The following is a 16,159-nucleotide window of genomic DNA, read 5'->3' as shown; positions in this document are numbered from 1 at the left end:
GATCGATTTCATCACTTCCAGAACTGCGCAACGAGCGGCACCACGATTCCAACCAGGACGCCATTGAGCCCGATGCCAAGCGCGGCGAATGCGGCTCCAGGCTCGCTGCGTGCAGTCACCTGCGCGGCCGCGATGCCGCTGCCCGCAACTCCGGCAGCGAGGCCATGGGCCCGCCAGTCGTTGACGTTCAACCTAGTCAGCATCGTCCGACCAACGACGGCCGCCACGATGCCGCCGACGATCGCGAGCGCGGCTGTCAGGGCCGGAACGCCGCCGATCTGGCTCGACACCGCGGCCGCAATGGGAGTGGTCGCGGCCTTCGGCGCCATGGACAGCGCAACCGTGCGCGAACCCCCGAACAACCACACGAGGCCAAGGCCGCTGATCGTGGATGTCACGGAGCCCGCAAACAACGCAAGCCCGACGCCCGCTAGATTCTCCTTCACGAGACGGGCGCTTCGCGCCAGGGGAATAGCCAGGGCGACGGTTGCCGGCCCGAGCAGGAAATTGATGAACTGGGTCGCCGCAAAATAGTCCCTGTAGTCGGTCCGGGTCACGACGACGATGGCCGCCACGATGATGATGGCTACGAGCACCGGACTCGCGAACGTCGACCCACCGCAAGCCCGCTGCAGCGCGTTGCCGGCCGTGTAGGCGGCCAGCGTTACGACGAGCCAGAGCAACGGCGCCGTGCCAAGCGAATTCCAGAGATGATCAATTGCAATCATCGGCGACGGTCCGGCTTGGATCAACCCCGCTCCAGGTCCTGCACGGTGTCTGGCGATCGCCGCGCCGCGACGAATGCTCCAGTGCATCACGAGGCCAGTGACGGCCAGGCTCAGCAGCGTCGATCCGATCAGGCCGACGGCGATCGGCAACCATTCCGACCGCAACACGCCGATCTCCGCGATCAGGCCGACACCAGCGGGCACGAACAGAAGTCCCATGTGACGGATCAAGGTCTCGGCAGTCTGCTCCAGGCTGGCGATGATCGGCGACCTGGTGCTCGCGCTTTCTTTTCTGAAAGCCAGCGCGGCGGCCAGAATTGACATGCCGATCACAGCTCCCGGTACGGGAAGCCCAAGCATCTGGTGGAGCGCGTTGCCGGCGAGCTCACACGCCAGCAGAACGAGAAGAGCGGGTATCATCATTTGGCCTGGCAACCTGCACGGGTTCAGCATCCGCGGCAGATCGACCCCTCCAGCATCTTTTCAACCCGCGCATCCTCCTGGTCGATGGCAGCGTTCGTGCCGAGGAGCGGGCCTTTCAGGGCATGACCGACTGTACCGGACGACGGCAGCGCGGTGCCAAGCGAATTCGTTCCCGGCGTTGCAGCGCTCGTGCCGAGCGCGCCGCCACCCATTGACATGTGTGATCCCATCGATCCCATGCCGCCGCGGGCGAATGCCGTGGTGGCGGAGAGGACGAGACAAAGTGCGAAGCAAAACAGGGACAACAGCCTCATGATTCATACTCCGGGCGTTGAGGTGACCTGAACTCGAAGTAGGCGTCGGGCACGTCCGGCGCCGAGCACGATAGCGAGAGCAGTCATGACAAAGAATACAAACTCGACATCGGCGCGTTCATAGCTCCATTTCGCCTTCTCAGAAGAGTGATCTGCGACGATGCAGGTCGCCGGCGGAAATGCCTACATCATACACATCAAGAACACTCAATCGGGAAACGCCGCCAGGAGAGCAGCAGTGGTCGCAAGCCGCTAATTCTCCGCACGAATGAGACAATGGAGAATGATGATGACGATGTTCAAGACACTGATTGCTGCGGCGTTGATTTCGACGGCGTCAATCCCATCCGCATTTGCAGCGTGGTCCTTCGCCGACCAGGAGCCTGCGGCGTACGCATCGATGTATCCGAACCGGGACGTCCTGAACGGCGGCGCCCTGACGCCGGCAGGCAGGATGGGCCTCGAGCGCGCCGGCGGCGCAGCTCCCGTGTTCGCCGGCCGCAACGTCCACATCGGACCGAGATACCGCTGAGCGCAGTGCGTCGCGAAGCGTCATACGGGGGGCTGCCGCGACCTGCGGCACACCCCGTTTGCTGTTCGAAGTTCCTGCATCTGACCCTGGGTCATTCGCGTCGCGGTCGTGGAAAGTGATCGCCACCGGGCCTGGACAGCACATACCGGCCCGCGTGGCGAACGAACGTCTGCAGACAGCTGGAGCCTTCGCAAGGTTCGGGTGCTTTCGGACACTGGAGGAGCGAGTAGTCGAGCCGAACGACATTTGAGTTGTCGTCGTATGTCGCGAAGTAGTGTCCACCCTCGGCGTCGGCGCCGCACCTGGCCAGAACGACCCCCCTGATCCCGGACGGAAGGTGAGCGATCCTTTCGGCACTCATTGGAGGATCTGGGGCGACGACCGGCACCGCATAACCGGGCGACACCCACATCGAGACTGCGGTGTAGATCAGCATGAATGGAATTCGTCGCATGTAGCACCTTCGCAAACAGCAGCTTATTCGGAAACGCATCCCGACGATCGGATCGGCACGGATAAAGACTAGGTAGTAGACGCGCTCCGGCAAGGACCACTCCGGCGAATTGAAAATCCCTGGTCCAGAGTTCGTCCGCAGCTCGAACCATCAATCTCCGCTCTCGAACGTGAATTGGATCTGTCGCACCGAGTACTTACCTTTGATCTCTACAACCGAACGCGTGGGATCTTGAATGCGTACGCTCATCTGCGCGACAGCCGTCCTTCTGCTGAGCGGCAACGGCTGCCTGGCGCAAGTCTCGACCATGGGAACGACCGCCATGGCGATTCCGACAACACCGGGCGCGATCGTGTCGTCCCCGCTGGCAGGGCCAAGCCCATTCACGAGCCTGTTCTCCGCCGCGACCATTCCCGGTGCGCCGGCGACTACGCTGGCTTCTCCCCCGTTGGCGCTGGACCCGACACTTCCAGGAACGAGCGTGAATTGCGCGCCGACCGCGGTGGAGCTTTCGCCATCGGTGGAGAGCGTCACCGCCACGAGCAGCAGTGTTTCCGCGACCCCTGCCGCGGCGATGGGCACAATCAGCACGATGGGCGCAATGGGGACCATCACCGGCATGTCCGGGCTGGCCACGCCGGTGACCGTTACAACCCTGCCGCCGACCTTGCCGGCGGCCATGCCAGTGACCATCGTCGGCACGATCACCGGCAGCACGACAGGCACGGTGGCGCCGGCGAGCGCACTCGGCAGCTCCACTCCCGGGAGTTCCTGCACGTCGGCACCCGGAAGTACGCTCACCAATGCTGCGGCCTTGCCGGCGTCAACGCCTGATATCCCGCCAGCCCTTGCCCCCGGCACCATTCAACCGCCGGCGATCGACTCCGACACCGCCGACCCCAGCATCAGCCCCGCGCGGAGCGTCATGCCCACCCCGAACACGAGCGCGTGTCCCGAAAGCATTTCGATGGACCTGGCCAATCCGGCCCCGGCCAGCGCCATCACCGGCGGCCCTGCCGCGACGGCGAGCGCATCCCCGCCCGCGGGCTGCTAAGCGGAAGTCCTGCAATCCTCGACAACTCGGTCGACTGAACCCGGCGGTCAGGCGCGCCGACGCCGCACCGGGCCGGTAGCGCTCAAGCATCTGTACGGCTTGGTGGACAGTACCTCGTCCCCGAGCGCCGCATTCACATGGGAGACCGCGACTGCGAAGCCCGTTGATGCCGGCGCGCCTCCTTGGTCTGCCCCTCAGCAGATCTGCGGATTGTCACCGTGATCGCAGATGCCGCCCGGCTCCTGCTCCGACGGCGCTGCGGAGTAGGCGCCGAAAGGTCGTGCAAACGGAACAACGCTCGCATGATCAACGTGCTCCGTGACGTGCCGTTGTTTCGTGTAAATCTCGCGTGCACTGGCGGCCGTCGTGAACATCGCGGTCGCGATCAGCCCCGCCGATAGACTCTTCAACATCGTCATCAACCTTCTCCATTCAAATGCAACGAACTTGTTGCCCTATGAAGGAGGTGCGGATCGATGTAGCGGAGGCGAATGCAAGACTTGCTCACAGGCGCTCAATGAGCTGTGAGTCGCTTACGATTCCTTAATCCCGCGAACCGGGGCCGGACGAGGCGCGCAATGCCTCGCTGACATTGGATACTGAGGCGCTCTCGCCAGATCACCTGGCGGTCACCATCGACAATTCGCGGAAACATGCTCGCGGAGTATGAGGCTGCGATCCAGCACGCCATGCTGTCGATCGTCGCCTCGTCGGGGTTTGGCAGTTAGCTCGTCTGCAGCGCGTGAGCAGAAACCCGGCTACCCTCCGCCAGGCTCAGAATTGGGTTGAGGATTACCTGATCGCCCGGCTTGACGCCATCGTGCACCTCGACCTGCGTGCCGAAATCGCGTGCGATCGAGATCTTCTGCATGTGAACAACGCCATTTTTCACGACCGCGACATGCAGGCCGTTCTCATCGAAGACAACGGCGTCCGCCGGTACGATCAACGACGGCGTTTTGCGCGGAATGTACAGCTCGACGGTACAATAGATGCCCGGCTGAAGCGCGCCATCCGGATTTTGGACGTCGATCTCCGTCAGCAACGTACGGCTGCCGGGCTGGAGCGCGGTGGTAATCCGCGTGACCTTTCCCGGAAACGGCTGGCCCGGCAGCTCTGGGACGCGGATGACCGCATCGACACCCGGCTCAACTCCGATCGCCTCGTCCTGCGGCACAAACACCTGCGTGCGGATGACATTCGCATGCATCAACGTGAACATGAATGTCGAACCGGCCTGCACGAGGCTGCCATTGTCGATACTGCGCTGGGTGACCACGCCGTCGAACGGAGCCACCACGCGCTGATAGGCCTTGTCCTGCTCCAGAACCTTGATCTGAGCTTGCTGAGCGGCGATGTTCGACTTCGCCACGGCCTCGGCCGCCTGCTGTGCGCGCAGTGTCAGACGGTCATTGTCGCCCTGCTGGGCGGTCAGCCATCCCTGCTTGACGAGGCCGCTGTCGCGCGCGTTAGTGACCTCGGCGAGTTCACGGCTCGCCTGCGTCTGCTGAAGGGTTCCCTGGGTCTGCGCCAATGTGGCCTGGGCCTGCGCGATCTGGTGGTCCAGCTCGGGCGCGACGATCTCGGCCAGCAGCGCTCCCGCTTTCACCCGATCGCCGATATCGACGTAGCGCTTTTCGATGTAGCCGCTGGTCCTGGCAAATATGTTGGCAGCTTCGAAGGCTGCCGTCGTCGCCGGCAAGGTGACGTTTATTTTGCTGTCACTGGCGCGGACGGTCGCGACACGGACCTCGGGCACAAACGTATGCGCTTGTTCGGACGTCGCGACCAGCGCGCGCTCGGCCTCATAGTGGCGCCAGCCACCCACAGCGAGCCCTCCGGCAAGCAAGAGCAGCGCCGCTGACCCGAACACGGCCGCTCCAGACCGTCGCCTCTGCCGGCCCTCGACCCGCAGCAAAGGCTCATCCGCATCGTCCTGAAGATCGAGGTCGTGGAGCGGCCGATCGGGCCGTACATCTATCTCAGTCATGCCTGCGTTTCCTCGAACACGCCATGCTGCGGCTTTCCGTCATTACCCTTGCGCAGCATGGCAAACAGATAGGGGACGATGAGCAGGGTCGTCGGCGTTGCAAACAGCAGTCCGCCGATCACGGCGCGAGCGAGTGCCGCGTTCTGCTCCTCGCCGGCACCGCCGATGGCCATCGGGATCATGCCGACCACCATCGCGGCGGCTGTCATCAGCACCGGCCGGATACGGGTGCGTCCGGCGCTCAGTGCCGCCTCCAAGGCGGAATGGCCCTTGAGCTGCTGCTCGCGCGCAAACGTCACCAGCAGGATGGAGTTCGCCGATGCGACGCCGACTGACATGATCGCGCCCATCAGCGAAGGGACATTGAGCGTGGTCCCAGTGATGAACAGCATGGTCACGATGCCGCACAACGTCGCCGGCAACGCCAGGATGACCACGAAGGGCTCGCCAAAGCTCTGGTAGTTGACGACCATCAGCAGGTAGACGAACACGGCCGCGAACACGAGGCCGATACCGAGATCCCGGAACGAGTCGTTCATGCTCTGGATCTGGCCCAGGACCTGGATGGAATTGCCGGGCTTGAGTTGCTTTTGAAGATCGGCGGTGACCTTGCCGATATCGGCTGCCACGCCACCAAGATCGCGGCCCTGCACGCTCGCATAGACCTCGTAGACCGGCTGGACGTTGCTCTGGTTGGCATTGGTCGGCACCGTGTCGCGCTTAAAGGTCGCGACGTTGCTGAGCATGCCGGGTACCGACTGGCCACTCGCGGCCATCGATGTGGACACGGGCGTATTGGCCAGCGCATTCAGAGAATTGATCTTGTATTCCGGAGTCTGCACGGCGAGGTAGTAGGGAATACCGGAGCTCAGATCGGTCCAAAAATTCGGCGAGACCTGCACCGACGAACTGAGGCTGACATTGATGTTGGTCGCGACCGTGCTGGCGTTCAGCCCGAGCTGGGCGGCACGAGTCCTGTCGATATCCGCATAGAACGCCGGGCCGTCGATCTCCTGCTGGAGATGGGCATCGACGACACCCGGGATGGCGGCCAGCCGTTTCTGAAGCTTCTTGACGATTGCCAGATTGTCGGTGCCATAGCCGACGGTTCGAACGTCGATCTGCGCCGGCAGTCCGAAATTCAAGATCTGTGTGACGATGTCGGCGGCCTGAAAATAGAACGTGTCCTCCGGGAACGCCACCGGCAAGACCTGACGCAGCTTCTTGATGTACTCCGCGGTCGGCTTGTGGCCGTCCCGGAGCGAGACCAGGATGACACCGTCGTTGATGCCGATGGTCGAGCCGTCGGCGAAGGCCAAATTATATGCCCGCGCGGGCAGCCCGATATTGTCCACGATGAGCGAGCGATCCTTCTCGGGAATGACTTCGCGGATCTTGTCCTCGACCTTCTGGAAGATGGCTTCCGTGCTCTCGATCCGGGTACCTGCCGGCGCACGAACATGGAGCTGGATCTGGCCTCCATCGATCAACGGGAAGAAATCCCGTCCGACGAGGCTCAACATCGCCGCGCCCAGGCCGAGCATCAGGACCGCAACGATCGGCACCACGGCGCAGCGCCGAAGCAGCATCCCGAGAAGCCGGGAATAGCCGTCGCGCAGCCGCTCGAAGCTGCGCTCGAAGGCGGCGGACAGGCGCGAAAACAGCCCGGTGGGGACCTCGCCCTGGACATGCCGGCGCTCGCCCTTCAACAGCAGCCCAATCGTGATCGGTGTCAGCGTTCGCGACAATCCGTAGGACGCAAGCATCGCAAACACGACGGCGAGTCCCAGCGGCGTAAACAGGTATTTGGCTGGCCCCTCGAGGAACACCACCGACGTGAACACGCAGCTGATGGCAAGGGTGGACACCAGCGTGGGCACCGCGATCTCGGCCGCCCCATGCAAGGTCGCGTCCGCGAGCGACATGCCCTCCTCTGTCCACAGCCGATGGGTGTTCTCGATGGTGACAGTCGAATCGTCGACGAGGATGCCGACCGCCAGGGCGAGGCCGCCCAGCGTCATCGTGTTCAGCGTTTCCCCGAGGAAGTAGAGCACGACAAGCGACGAGAGGATCGCCAACGGGATCGAAATCATCACTACCAGGGTCGAGCGCCACGACCCCAGGAACAGGAGAATCATCATGGCGGTCAAGCCCGCCGCGATGGCCCCCTCCCGAAGCACGCCATTCACCGAATTCGTGACGAAGACCGACTGGTCGAATAGCTCGGTGATCTTGAGTCCGGGAGGCGCGGCAGCGCGAACGGCGGTCAGCGCCTTCTTCACACCGTTGACGACGGCCAGTGTGGAGGCGTTACCGTTCTTGATGATGCTGAGAAGGACCGAGCGGCGACCATCCTCGCGGACGATGTTCTGTTGCACCATCGAACCATCGCGCACCTGGGCAACGTCCTTCAGTAGGATGGTGGCGCCGTTTGTGAACTTGACCGGGATCTTGTTGAGATCGTCGATGGTCGCCGGCGTCGCGTTGGTGCGCACGGTGTACTGTATGTCTCCCATCTTCGCGGTGCCCGAGGGCAGCGTGAGATTCTGAGTATTGACCGCGTTGACGATGTCGAGTGGCGTCAGACCTCGGGACAGGAGCTTGTCGGGATCGATGTCCACCATGATCTGTCGGTACTTTCCGCCGGCAGGCGTGGGCAGGGTGACACCGGGAACTGGCGCAAGCTGCTGCCGGACACGGTAGATGCCGAAGTCATAGAGTTGCTGCTCGTTGAGACTGTCTGAATTCAGGCTGAGCTGCAGCACGGGAACGCTCGACGCATTGAACTGCACGACGATCGGCGGCTGGATGCCCGGCGGCATCAACGCACGAATGGAGTTGGTTGCGGAGACGATCTGCGCGATAGCCAGGTCGAGATTGACATCGGGCTGGAAATAGATCTTCTGCACCGACAGACCGTTGAGGGTCTGAGACTCCATGTTCTTGATGCCGTTGACGTTGGCGCTGATGGAATACTGGCTATAGGTACTGACGCGCTGCTCCATCTCCGGGGTGGATAGACCGGTGTACTGCCATATGACCGTCACCACAGGGATCCGGATCTCCGGGAAGATGTCCGTCGGCATCGACCACAGCGCCGCACCGCCTAGAAACAGGATCAGTGCCGCCACCACGTAGAAGGTGTGCGGGAACCGCAGTGCAAATCGAACAATTCCCATTCTTGATCCCTGCGTCGCTGTCGGCTGAGAAAACGCGGCGAGACACGAAGTCGCCAGGCAGCCCCGCTCAACCAAGTTGGGATTTGAGCGCAATAACAGGAAATGACGAAGCTATCGCGCGACGTCACCTTTTAGTCAGGTTTCGAGCAGCCGTGGTCGACTCGCGGTTCCTATTCACTTCGACATGAGCACGCGCAACTGGAGCTGGGTACGCGATGTCCGTGCGCCTCACGCAGCGATTGCTTCGCTGCCTGCCCTGGCCGCTAGTATCGTCGCGCGCTTGACCTTGGCGAACGCGCTTGCCTCGATCTGCCGCACCCGTTCGCTCGAGATCGATAGCTCGCAGCTCAGCTGCTCAAGCGTCAGCGGTTGCTCTGCAAGCCGTCTCGCTTCGAACACGCGCCGCTCGCGACCCGTCAAGACATCCAGCGCAGCGCGCAAGGCCCTTGACCTGCGTGTCGCTTCGTCGTGCTCCACAACGATCTCCTCTGCGTCCGGAGACTCATCGACGAGCGTCGCTTCCCATTCAGCCGATCCATCGCCGTCACCAATCCGGGTATGCAGGGAGAGATCGCCACAAAGCCGGCTGTCCATCTCGGTCACGTCGCGAACGGTCACCTCGAGCTTTTCCGCAATGACCTGCGCCATGTCGGGCGTCAGGGCAGCCGTCTCGCCCGCGAGCTTCCTAATTTCACCGCGCAGCCGGAAAAACAGCTTCTTCTGCGCGGCCGTCGTGCCGATCTTGACCAGAGACCATGAGCGCAAGATGTATTCGTGGACAGTCGCTTTGATCCACCAGATCGCATAACTCGAAAATCGCGCACCGTGTCCCGGTTCGAAGCGGGTGGCGGCAATCACCAGCCCCAAATTGGCTTCCGCGATCAGGTCGGCGATCGGAAGGCCATACCCCTTGTAGCCGCGTGCGACCTTGGCGGCGAGGCGAAGATGGCTCGTGACCAGCTCGTCAGTCGCGCTTTTGTCGCGCCGCTCCTGCCAACGCCGCGCGAGCTGCTGCTCCTGGCTACGCTCGAGCAGATCGAAGCGCTTGATGGCTGCCGAATAGGCGAGAATTCCAGCCGATTGCAGAGCTGGCACTCCGGTGACATTGGCGGTGGCATTTTGAGCCTGCATTTCCTGCTCCTACGTTGGGTCCGGCACCTCGACTGTAGGAAGACCGCGGCTGGCGCGGCCACTAAATTGGGCTTAAGAAATCTGAATTTGGGTTTAACCGGCCGGCGCGCGTCTCCTTCGCCGAACCTTAAATCCAGTTTTAATTGAGCTGATCGATTCCCCTTGGCATCTTCAGGCGAGCAACACGCACTGGTCCGCGTGACACCGATCACATTAGCTTGCCATGGAGTTCGATGTGCCCTTGTTTTCCCGAGGTTTCGTACGCAGACGCGCTATCTCGCTGGCAACCAGCCTATCGGTCATGGCGACATCCTTCGCCCTCGCGCAGGATCCGAAGCACGGTTCTGAGGCCCGTAGGACGACCGGCGCGGACGAGCAGCAGTTTCTGTTCGAGATCGATCTTGCGATGAGCAACATGAACCGCAGCATGCTGACGACGCCGACCGACGACATCGACCGCGATTTCGTCAATGTGATGGTCCCTCACCATCAGGGCGCGATCGACTTGGCGCGTGCGGAGATCAAGTACGGCCGCAACGACGCACTTCGGCAGCTCGCAAAGCGAATGGTGAGCGAGCAGGAGGAGGAAATCTCCTCTCTGAGCCACGCGCTGCCGGCCGTCGTCAGTTTAGCGCCGTCGACGGGCGCCGAGATCGCCTCGCACGCACCAAAATGACGGCATCTCGCCACACGTGAAGACCTGACAGCATACCTTAGCCCGGAGCGACTCAAGATGTCCGTCCAGACCCAGGATCCCCTTCGGCCGTTGTTCGCGCATTCAGCCCCAAGCGGGAACGAAGCCGAACGTTCAGCTTCCATTTCAAGTGGTCACCTGTCGACTCCGCCGTCGATGCACCCTGAGATGGGGTTCGGAGATGAAGTCGTTCAGTCGCTGTTCGAGGCCCTAAAGGTCGCGACGCACAACAATGATCGTCAATGCATGGAATCGCTTCGGCTCGCGATTGCAGTCAGGAAGTTTGGTCTACGGACTGACGTGGAGAGGACCGATCGAGTCTCCGTTCGAGGCCGCCATATCGAGGGGCTGCAGAAATGGCGGCTCAAACGCGTCATTGACTACATCGATGCCGACATGTCCTCGAAGATCAACTCGCGCGATCTGGCTGCGGTCGCCGGACTTAGCCGCATGCACTTCGCCTCTCAATTCCGTGTGGCCACAGGCCTGCGCCCTCACGAATTCCTGCTGCAGCGGCGTATTCGGCGAGCCGCGGAGTTAATGAGGGACACCACAATGCCGATCATTGAGATCGCGCTCTCGGTCGGCTTCCAGACCCAAGCGCACTTTACCACCGTGTTCAAGCAGTTCACGGGATGCACTCCCCGGAACTGGCGCGTCGGAAATCACATGCTCCCACGATCCGAACTCGAGGAGGCCGCCGCAGAGCTTCCGTGACGGCAGGGCCCGATCTGCAGAGATGAACCGGTCGACGGCAGCTGAAAGGGCGCCGTCGACTTCGACTGCGCGCCCTGCGAGCTGACCGCTTTGCTGCCCGGCAAATGGGCGGGGCGTCAGCTCAGGGCCTGGTGAACGCCGGACCGCCTCTCGAACTCAGGGACATTCACGATCCCTCGGCGGTGGGTTCCGGCACCGATCTTTCTAAGATCATTCCACGCCTCGATCTCGAAGAATACGCTCTTCGAGTCGACGCTTTTGACACGCGCAAGCGCGCGTACTCGACGGCCGATCGGGGTGGCCGCCAGATGCCGGATATCGACCGACATGCCGACACTGACGTAGCCCGGGGGCAAAGCGGCTGCGACCGCGAGGCCAGCAGCCATTTCCATGTGCAGGATCATCATCGGGGTCGCATAGACCTGTGGCATACCCGGAACGAAATGCCCAACCGTCATATCGGCGGTGACGACAATCGACACGGCAGCAGCCATGCCGATGGCAAGGTTTGTGCTCGGCTCCATCGATCCAAACTCCTCTGATCGCATTTCGCCAACTCCCTTCAGCTGTCAATTGCAATCGCGCACGCCGCGTCTTCGGGCTGGAACGGACCAGCGAACAGCGGATGAGGCGCGAAGAGCAACGCGACCAGCAGGCGCGAAACGCCGTCTTCGCTGCTGGCGGTCGGCAACGCCAGCATCACACACTCCCAAATGCCGCCGCGAACGGCCCAGATCGCGTTTTCAGCGGCTGGTGCCCTCGACGTCATTGCCCTCACGCAGATCCGCCGCAGCTGAGCGCGGCTCGGCTGTGGCAGCTCTGATAGGCGCCGGTTTCGCTGATTGCCTCCGCAAAGCATGCCAATCTCTGCGCCCCATCTGGAGACGACGAAATCGGCACCATGGTCGACCACAGTGACTTCCGCGAGATTGGCCTCGAACGCACCAAACTCCTCAAGATCGGTTGGCAAATCCACGCGATCGACGCAGCGTATGATCCCACCGAGCCATTTTCTGATGATCCAGACCGACGCCTTGTGCAGCCCATTTTGCATTGTACTCTAATCCTGATGCGAGGAATCGTCGGCGACCTTGGCGCCGGTGCGCGCGATCCGGACCGGGATGCCCTTGGAAGACGGCGTGAAGCTGAGAGGATCGTGCGCATAGAGCGGCACCAGCGGGTTGGTCTCGGGATAATAGGCCGCGCAGCAGCCGTTCGGAAACGAGTATCCGACCACGCGGAAGTTGCGCACCCGCCGCTCTCGCCCGTCCATCGAGACGGTCACCAGATCGACGCGGTCGCCGTCCGTGAGCCCGCGCTTGTCCATCTCGAGCTGATTGAGAAACACGATGTCGCGCTGGCCATAAACGCCCCGATAGCGATCGGACAGCGAATAGAGCGTGGTATTGTACTGATCATGGCTGCGGATTGTGCTCAGCCAGAGCGTCTCGGGATGATCGTCGTTCGGATCTTCGCCAAGGCCGTCGAACACCAGAAAATTAGCCTTGCCGCTCGGGGTCGCCCAGTTGCGCTCGCGCGCGGTCGAGACGAGATGGAAGCCGCCGGGCACGCGAATTCGCTCGTTGTAGGCCTGGAATATCGGAAGCACGACCTCGATCGCCTCGCGAATGCGATCATAGTCGGCCACGAAGCCGTCCCAATCGACGACGGAGGACTGCCCTAGAGTCGCCCGGGCCATGCCGGCAACGATTGCGGGCTCGCTCAAGAGGTGCTCGGACGCGGGCTGATTGCGACCGGCCGACGCATGAACCATCGACATGGAGTCCTCCACGGTGATGGACTGCGGCCCGGTCGCCTGGATGTCTATCTCCGTGCGGCCGAGGCAGGGCAGGATCAGGGCATCGCGCCCGTGGACCAGGTGACTGCGGTTGAGTTTGGTCGAGATGTGGACCGTGAGATGGAGTCGCCTGAGCGCATCTTGCGTCAGCTGCCAATCGGGAATGGCTGCTGCAAAGTTGCCGCCCATCGCGATGAACACCTTGGCATCCCCGCGGATCATCGCTTCGAGCGCCGTGACGACGTTGTGACCGTGCGCACGAGGCGCCTTGAAGCCAAAGCGGGATTCGAGCCGGTCGAGAAATTCTCCGGACGGTGCTTCGGTGATTCCGACCGTACGATCTCCCTGCACGTTGGAATGGCCACGAACTGGGCAGATGCCTGCGCCTTCACGGCCGATGTGGCCGCGAAGGAGAGCAAGATTCGCCAATTGCTGAACGTTCTGGGCGCCGCGCCGATGCTGGGTGATGCCCATGCCATAGACGATGATCGCGCGCTCGGCCTTCATGTAGGCCCGCGCGGCATATTCGATGTCCTCGCGGCTGAGCCCCGAGCAACGCTCGATATCGGCCCATTGCGTCGCTCTCAGGTCACTTACCAGATCATCAAGGCCGTGGGTGTGGTCATGGATGAAATCCCAGTCTAGAACGGCCGCTTCACCCCTCGCCAGCGCCGCGGCGTCTTCGTCAACCAGAGTCTTCATGAGGCCCTTGATCACGGCGACGTCACCGCCGACCCGCACCTGGTAGAGCCGCGAGCTGATCTCGGTCGAGCTGAACGTTGCCATCTCGATCGGGCTCTGCGGGGCCTGGAACCGTACCAGGGCACGTTCACGGAACGGATTGAACGAGATGATCGAAGCGCCGCGCCGCGCCGCATCGCGCAAATTGGTCATCATGCGCGGGCTGTTGGTGCCGGGGTTCTGGCCAAAGATGAAGATGCAGTCCGCCTTGTCGAAATCCTCCAGCAGGACCGTGCCCTTGCCCACGCCGATGGACTGCGGCAAGCCCACGCTCGTCGCCTCGTGACACATGTTCGAGCAGTCGGGAAAATTGTTGGTGCCGTACTCCCGCACGAAGAGTTGATACAGAAAGGCGGCTTCGTTCGAGGTGCGGCCGGAGGTGTAGAACTCCGCCATGTTCGGGTCGGGCAGCGCCTTCAGATGGCGGCCGATGATCGAGAACGCCTTGTTCCAGCTCACCGGAAGGTAGCGGTCCGTTGCTCCATCATAGGCCATCGGATGCGTGAGACGACCCGCCATCTCAAGATCATAGTCACTCCAGGTGGCGAGTTCAGCCACCGAAGGCTCTGCGAAGAACTCTGGCGTGCAACGCCTCGCGGTCGCTTCCCACGCCACGGCCTTCGCACCGTTCTCACAGAACTCGAATGACGAGGTGTGCTTCGGATCGGGCCAGGCGCAGCCGGGACAGTCGAACCCTTCAGGCTGGTTCATGCATCGGAGCGTATTCGCGCCCTTGATCGGAATTCGCTGTTCGATCAGGTGTTCGCTGAGGGCCTTGAGCGCACCCCACCCGCCGGCCGGATGATGATAGGGGTGAATTTCCTTTCGTTCCGACATCGCGAAAACCTCTGGGCCTACCGATACGAAACAGTTGTGATTCCAGCCGCGGATTTTCTTTCGAGATTGCCGGATCGTGCCAGCGCGACAGACCAAAGGGTCCGATCAGAGAAATGCCGTAGTGCATTTTTGAAAGGCTGACGTCCTCTCTGGATTGGCTCGCAGCGGGTCCTTCCTAACTCCACGGGGAGAGACCGCCATTGACGGCTCTGCAGTGCAATCCGCTTGGAGATACGACCATGATTTCGAGACGAAACCTGCTGGCGGCCTCTGCAATGGGTGCGGCGATGACAGTGTCCGCAGCGAAGGCCGGATCCTTCGGCAATCCGGACGAGCCGGCCCAGGGCGCCATCAACGCGAAGGGTCCGGGAAATCTCCTTGATCCGGGCCCGCAGAGTGAGGTTCTGGGCAATCAATTTCCCTCCGCGCAATCTCCTCCGGCGACGGATGTCGGCGGCATGCCGACAACGTGGGCCTCCTTCAACAACGCGCCGAAGCGAATCCAGAATGGCGGATGGGCACGGGAGGTCACAGTTGCCGATTTTGCCATTTCCAAGGAGATCTCTGGCGTCAACATGCGCCTGACGGCCGGCGGCATCCGCGAGTTGCACTGGCACCAGGCTGCCGAGTGGGCCATCATGACCTATGGCACATGCCGTGTGACGGTTCTCGATGCGCAGGGTCGCCCCTATGTTGCGGACGTCAAGGAGGGTGATCTCTGGTATTTCCCGCCGGGAGCGCCGCATTCACTGCAGGGCTTGGGCCCGGACGGATGCGAATTCGTGATCTGCTTCGATGACGGCCATGCCGATGAATTCAATACCCTGCTCGTCACGGACTGGTTCGCACACACACCGCCCGAGATCCTGGCCAAGAACTTCAGCGTCCGGGCAGATACTTTTTCGAAAATCCCGCTGCACAATCTTTGGATATTCCAGGGCACCGTGCCCGGTGATCTCACCGGCGACCGCGCCGCGATTCAGAAGGATGCCCCCGTCCCCACCCATCCCTTCATCTTCCCGCTCGGATCATCCCAGCCGTTCAAATCGTCCGATACGGGAAGCATCCGGGTTGCCGACAGCAGCAACTTCAAGGTTTCGACCGCTGTGGCGGCCGCGCTGGTCACGGTTCGTCCCGGCGGCATCAGGGACATGCACTGGCACCCCAATGCCGATGAGTGGCAATACTACATCAAGGGCAAGGCGCGCATGACGGTGTTTGACACCGGGCCGAACGCGCTGACGATGGACTTCAATGCCGGCGACATCGGCTATGTCAAGCGCAACCTCGGCCACTATGTCGAGAACGTCGGCGACACCGATCTGCAATTCATCGGCGTGTTTCGCGCCTCCCGCTATGAAGAAGTCTCGCTCTTCAACTGGCTCACGCACACGCCGCCGAAACTCGTGGCCCAGCATCTCAATGTCGACGAACGCACGATCGCGGGTTGGCCCGACAATGCGCCCGGCGTGATGGCGAAGCGATAGACCGAACGCCTCGCTCGCCTGAACCTGCTAGATGCCATCGATCAGCAGAATCTGATCGATGGCCTTCTCGTGGCCGGCCT

At 62.1% G+C, this 16,159-nt stretch carries 16 protein-coding genes; 5 read left to right on the top strand and 11 right to left on the bottom strand.

Annotated features, from left to right (window positions below; translation table 11 throughout):
• Nucleotides 1-11: 11 nt before the first annotated feature.
• On the bottom strand, nt 12-1,148 hold the full coding sequence (locus IVA96_RS07615; RefSeq protein WP_256465472.1) for an LrgB family protein: 1,137 nt from the start codon (nt 1,146-1,148) through the stop codon (nt 12-14).
• Nucleotides 1,149-1,174: 26 nt separating this feature from the next.
• Complete coding sequence (locus IVA96_RS07610) at nt 1,175-1,465, bottom strand: hypothetical protein (protein ID WP_247416555.1); 291 nt, start codon at nt 1,463-1,465, stop codon at nt 1,175-1,177.
• A gap of 295 nt (nt 1,466-1,760) precedes the next feature.
• Here IVA96_RS07610 and IVA96_RS07605 point away from each other — a divergent pair, with 295 nt between their 5' ends.
• Nucleotides 1,761-1,997 carry a hypothetical protein gene (locus IVA96_RS07605; protein WP_346347891.1) on the top strand — a complete coding sequence of 79 codons (237 nt, stop codon included), beginning with the start codon at nt 1,761-1,763 and terminating at the stop codon, nt 1,995-1,997.
• 604 nt (nt 1,998-2,601) lie between these two features.
• On the opposite strand, the gene IVA96_RS07600 is transcribed toward IVA96_RS07605, so the two are convergent.
• From IVA96_RS07600 to IVA96_RS07575, 6 genes are all read right to left on the bottom strand, one after another.
• Nucleotides 2,602-3,210 carry a hypothetical protein gene (locus IVA96_RS07600; RefSeq protein ID WP_247416552.1) on the bottom strand — a complete coding sequence of 203 codons (609 nt, stop codon included), beginning with the start codon at nt 3,208-3,210 and terminating at the stop codon, nt 2,602-2,604.
• Between the two features lie 105 nt (nt 3,211-3,315).
• On the bottom strand, nt 3,316-3,456 hold the full coding sequence (locus tag IVA96_RS07595) for a hypothetical protein (RefSeq protein ID WP_247416551.1): 141 nt from the start codon (nt 3,454-3,456) through the stop codon (nt 3,316-3,318).
• Nucleotides 3,457-3,699: 243 nt separating this feature from the next.
• The gene (locus IVA96_RS07590; RefSeq protein WP_247416549.1) at nt 3,700-3,924 is read right to left on the bottom strand and encodes a hypothetical protein; all 225 of its coding nucleotides are present in this window, start codon (nt 3,922-3,924) and stop codon (nt 3,700-3,702) included.
• Between the two features lie 305 nt (nt 3,925-4,229).
• Entirely contained in the window at nt 4,230-5,420 is a 1,191-nt protein-coding gene (locus tag IVA96_RS07585; protein WP_247416604.1) for an efflux RND transporter periplasmic adaptor subunit, read from the bottom strand.
• Nucleotides 5,421-5,491: 71 nt separating this feature from the next.
• Nucleotides 5,492-8,674 (bottom strand): efflux RND transporter permease subunit, encoded by a 3,183-nt coding sequence (locus IVA96_RS07580; RefSeq protein ID WP_247416547.1) that lies wholly within the window; start codon nt 8,672-8,674, stop codon nt 5,492-5,494.
• Between the two features lie 228 nt (nt 8,675-8,902).
• Nucleotides 8,903-9,724 (bottom strand): RNA polymerase factor sigma-32, encoded by an 822-nt coding sequence (locus tag IVA96_RS07575; RefSeq protein WP_247416602.1) that lies wholly within the window; start codon nt 9,722-9,724, stop codon nt 8,903-8,905.
• Between IVA96_RS07575 and IVA96_RS35755 the strand changes: the two genes are divergently transcribed.
• From IVA96_RS35755 to IVA96_RS07560, 3 genes are all read left to right on the top strand, one after another.
• Nucleotides 9,620-9,952 carry a hypothetical protein gene (locus IVA96_RS35755; protein WP_247416611.1) on the top strand — a complete coding sequence of 111 codons (333 nt, stop codon included), beginning with the start codon at nt 9,620-9,622 and terminating at the stop codon, nt 9,950-9,952. The genes IVA96_RS07575 and IVA96_RS35755 overlap by 105 nt on opposite strands.
• 76 nt (nt 9,953-10,028) lie before the next feature.
• On the top strand, nt 10,029-10,481 hold the full coding sequence (locus IVA96_RS07565) for a DUF305 domain-containing protein (protein ID WP_247416545.1): 453 nt from the start codon (nt 10,029-10,031) through the stop codon (nt 10,479-10,481).
• 57 nt (nt 10,482-10,538) lie between these two features.
• The gene (locus tag IVA96_RS07560; protein WP_247416543.1) at nt 10,539-11,216 is read left to right on the top strand and encodes an AraC family transcriptional regulator; all 678 of its coding nucleotides are present in this window, start codon (nt 10,539-10,541) and stop codon (nt 11,214-11,216) included.
• Between the two features lie 116 nt (nt 11,217-11,332).
• Here the strand turns inward: IVA96_RS07560 and IVA96_RS07555 are convergent, their stop codons facing one another.
• From IVA96_RS07555 to IVA96_RS07545, 3 genes are read right to left on the bottom strand one after another with little or no spacing between them, the layout of a single operon-like run.
• Complete coding sequence (locus IVA96_RS07555; protein WP_247416540.1) at nt 11,333-11,740, bottom strand: hotdog domain-containing protein; 408 nt, start codon at nt 11,738-11,740, stop codon at nt 11,333-11,335.
• Between the two features lie 38 nt (nt 11,741-11,778).
• Nucleotides 11,779-12,270 (bottom strand): hypothetical protein, encoded by a 492-nt coding sequence (locus tag IVA96_RS07550; protein ID WP_247416537.1) that lies wholly within the window; start codon nt 12,268-12,270, stop codon nt 11,779-11,781.
• Between the two features lie 6 nt (nt 12,271-12,276).
• Entirely contained in the window at nt 12,277-14,592 is a 2,316-nt protein-coding gene (locus IVA96_RS07545; RefSeq protein WP_247416535.1) for an FdhF/YdeP family oxidoreductase, read from the bottom strand.
• A gap of 239 nt (nt 14,593-14,831) precedes the next feature.
• Between IVA96_RS07545 and IVA96_RS07540 the strand changes: the two genes are divergently transcribed.
• Complete coding sequence (locus tag IVA96_RS07540; RefSeq protein WP_247416533.1) at nt 14,832-16,079, top strand: cupin domain-containing protein; 1,248 nt, start codon at nt 14,832-14,834, stop codon at nt 16,077-16,079.
• Nucleotides 16,080-16,159: the final 80 nt, after the last annotated feature.

The organism is Bradyrhizobium sp. 159, from assembly GCF_023073795.1.
GTDB lineage: Bacteria > Pseudomonadota > Alphaproteobacteria > Rhizobiales > Xanthobacteraceae > Bradyrhizobium.
This window is presented reverse-complemented; position numbering and strand designations above follow the sequence as displayed.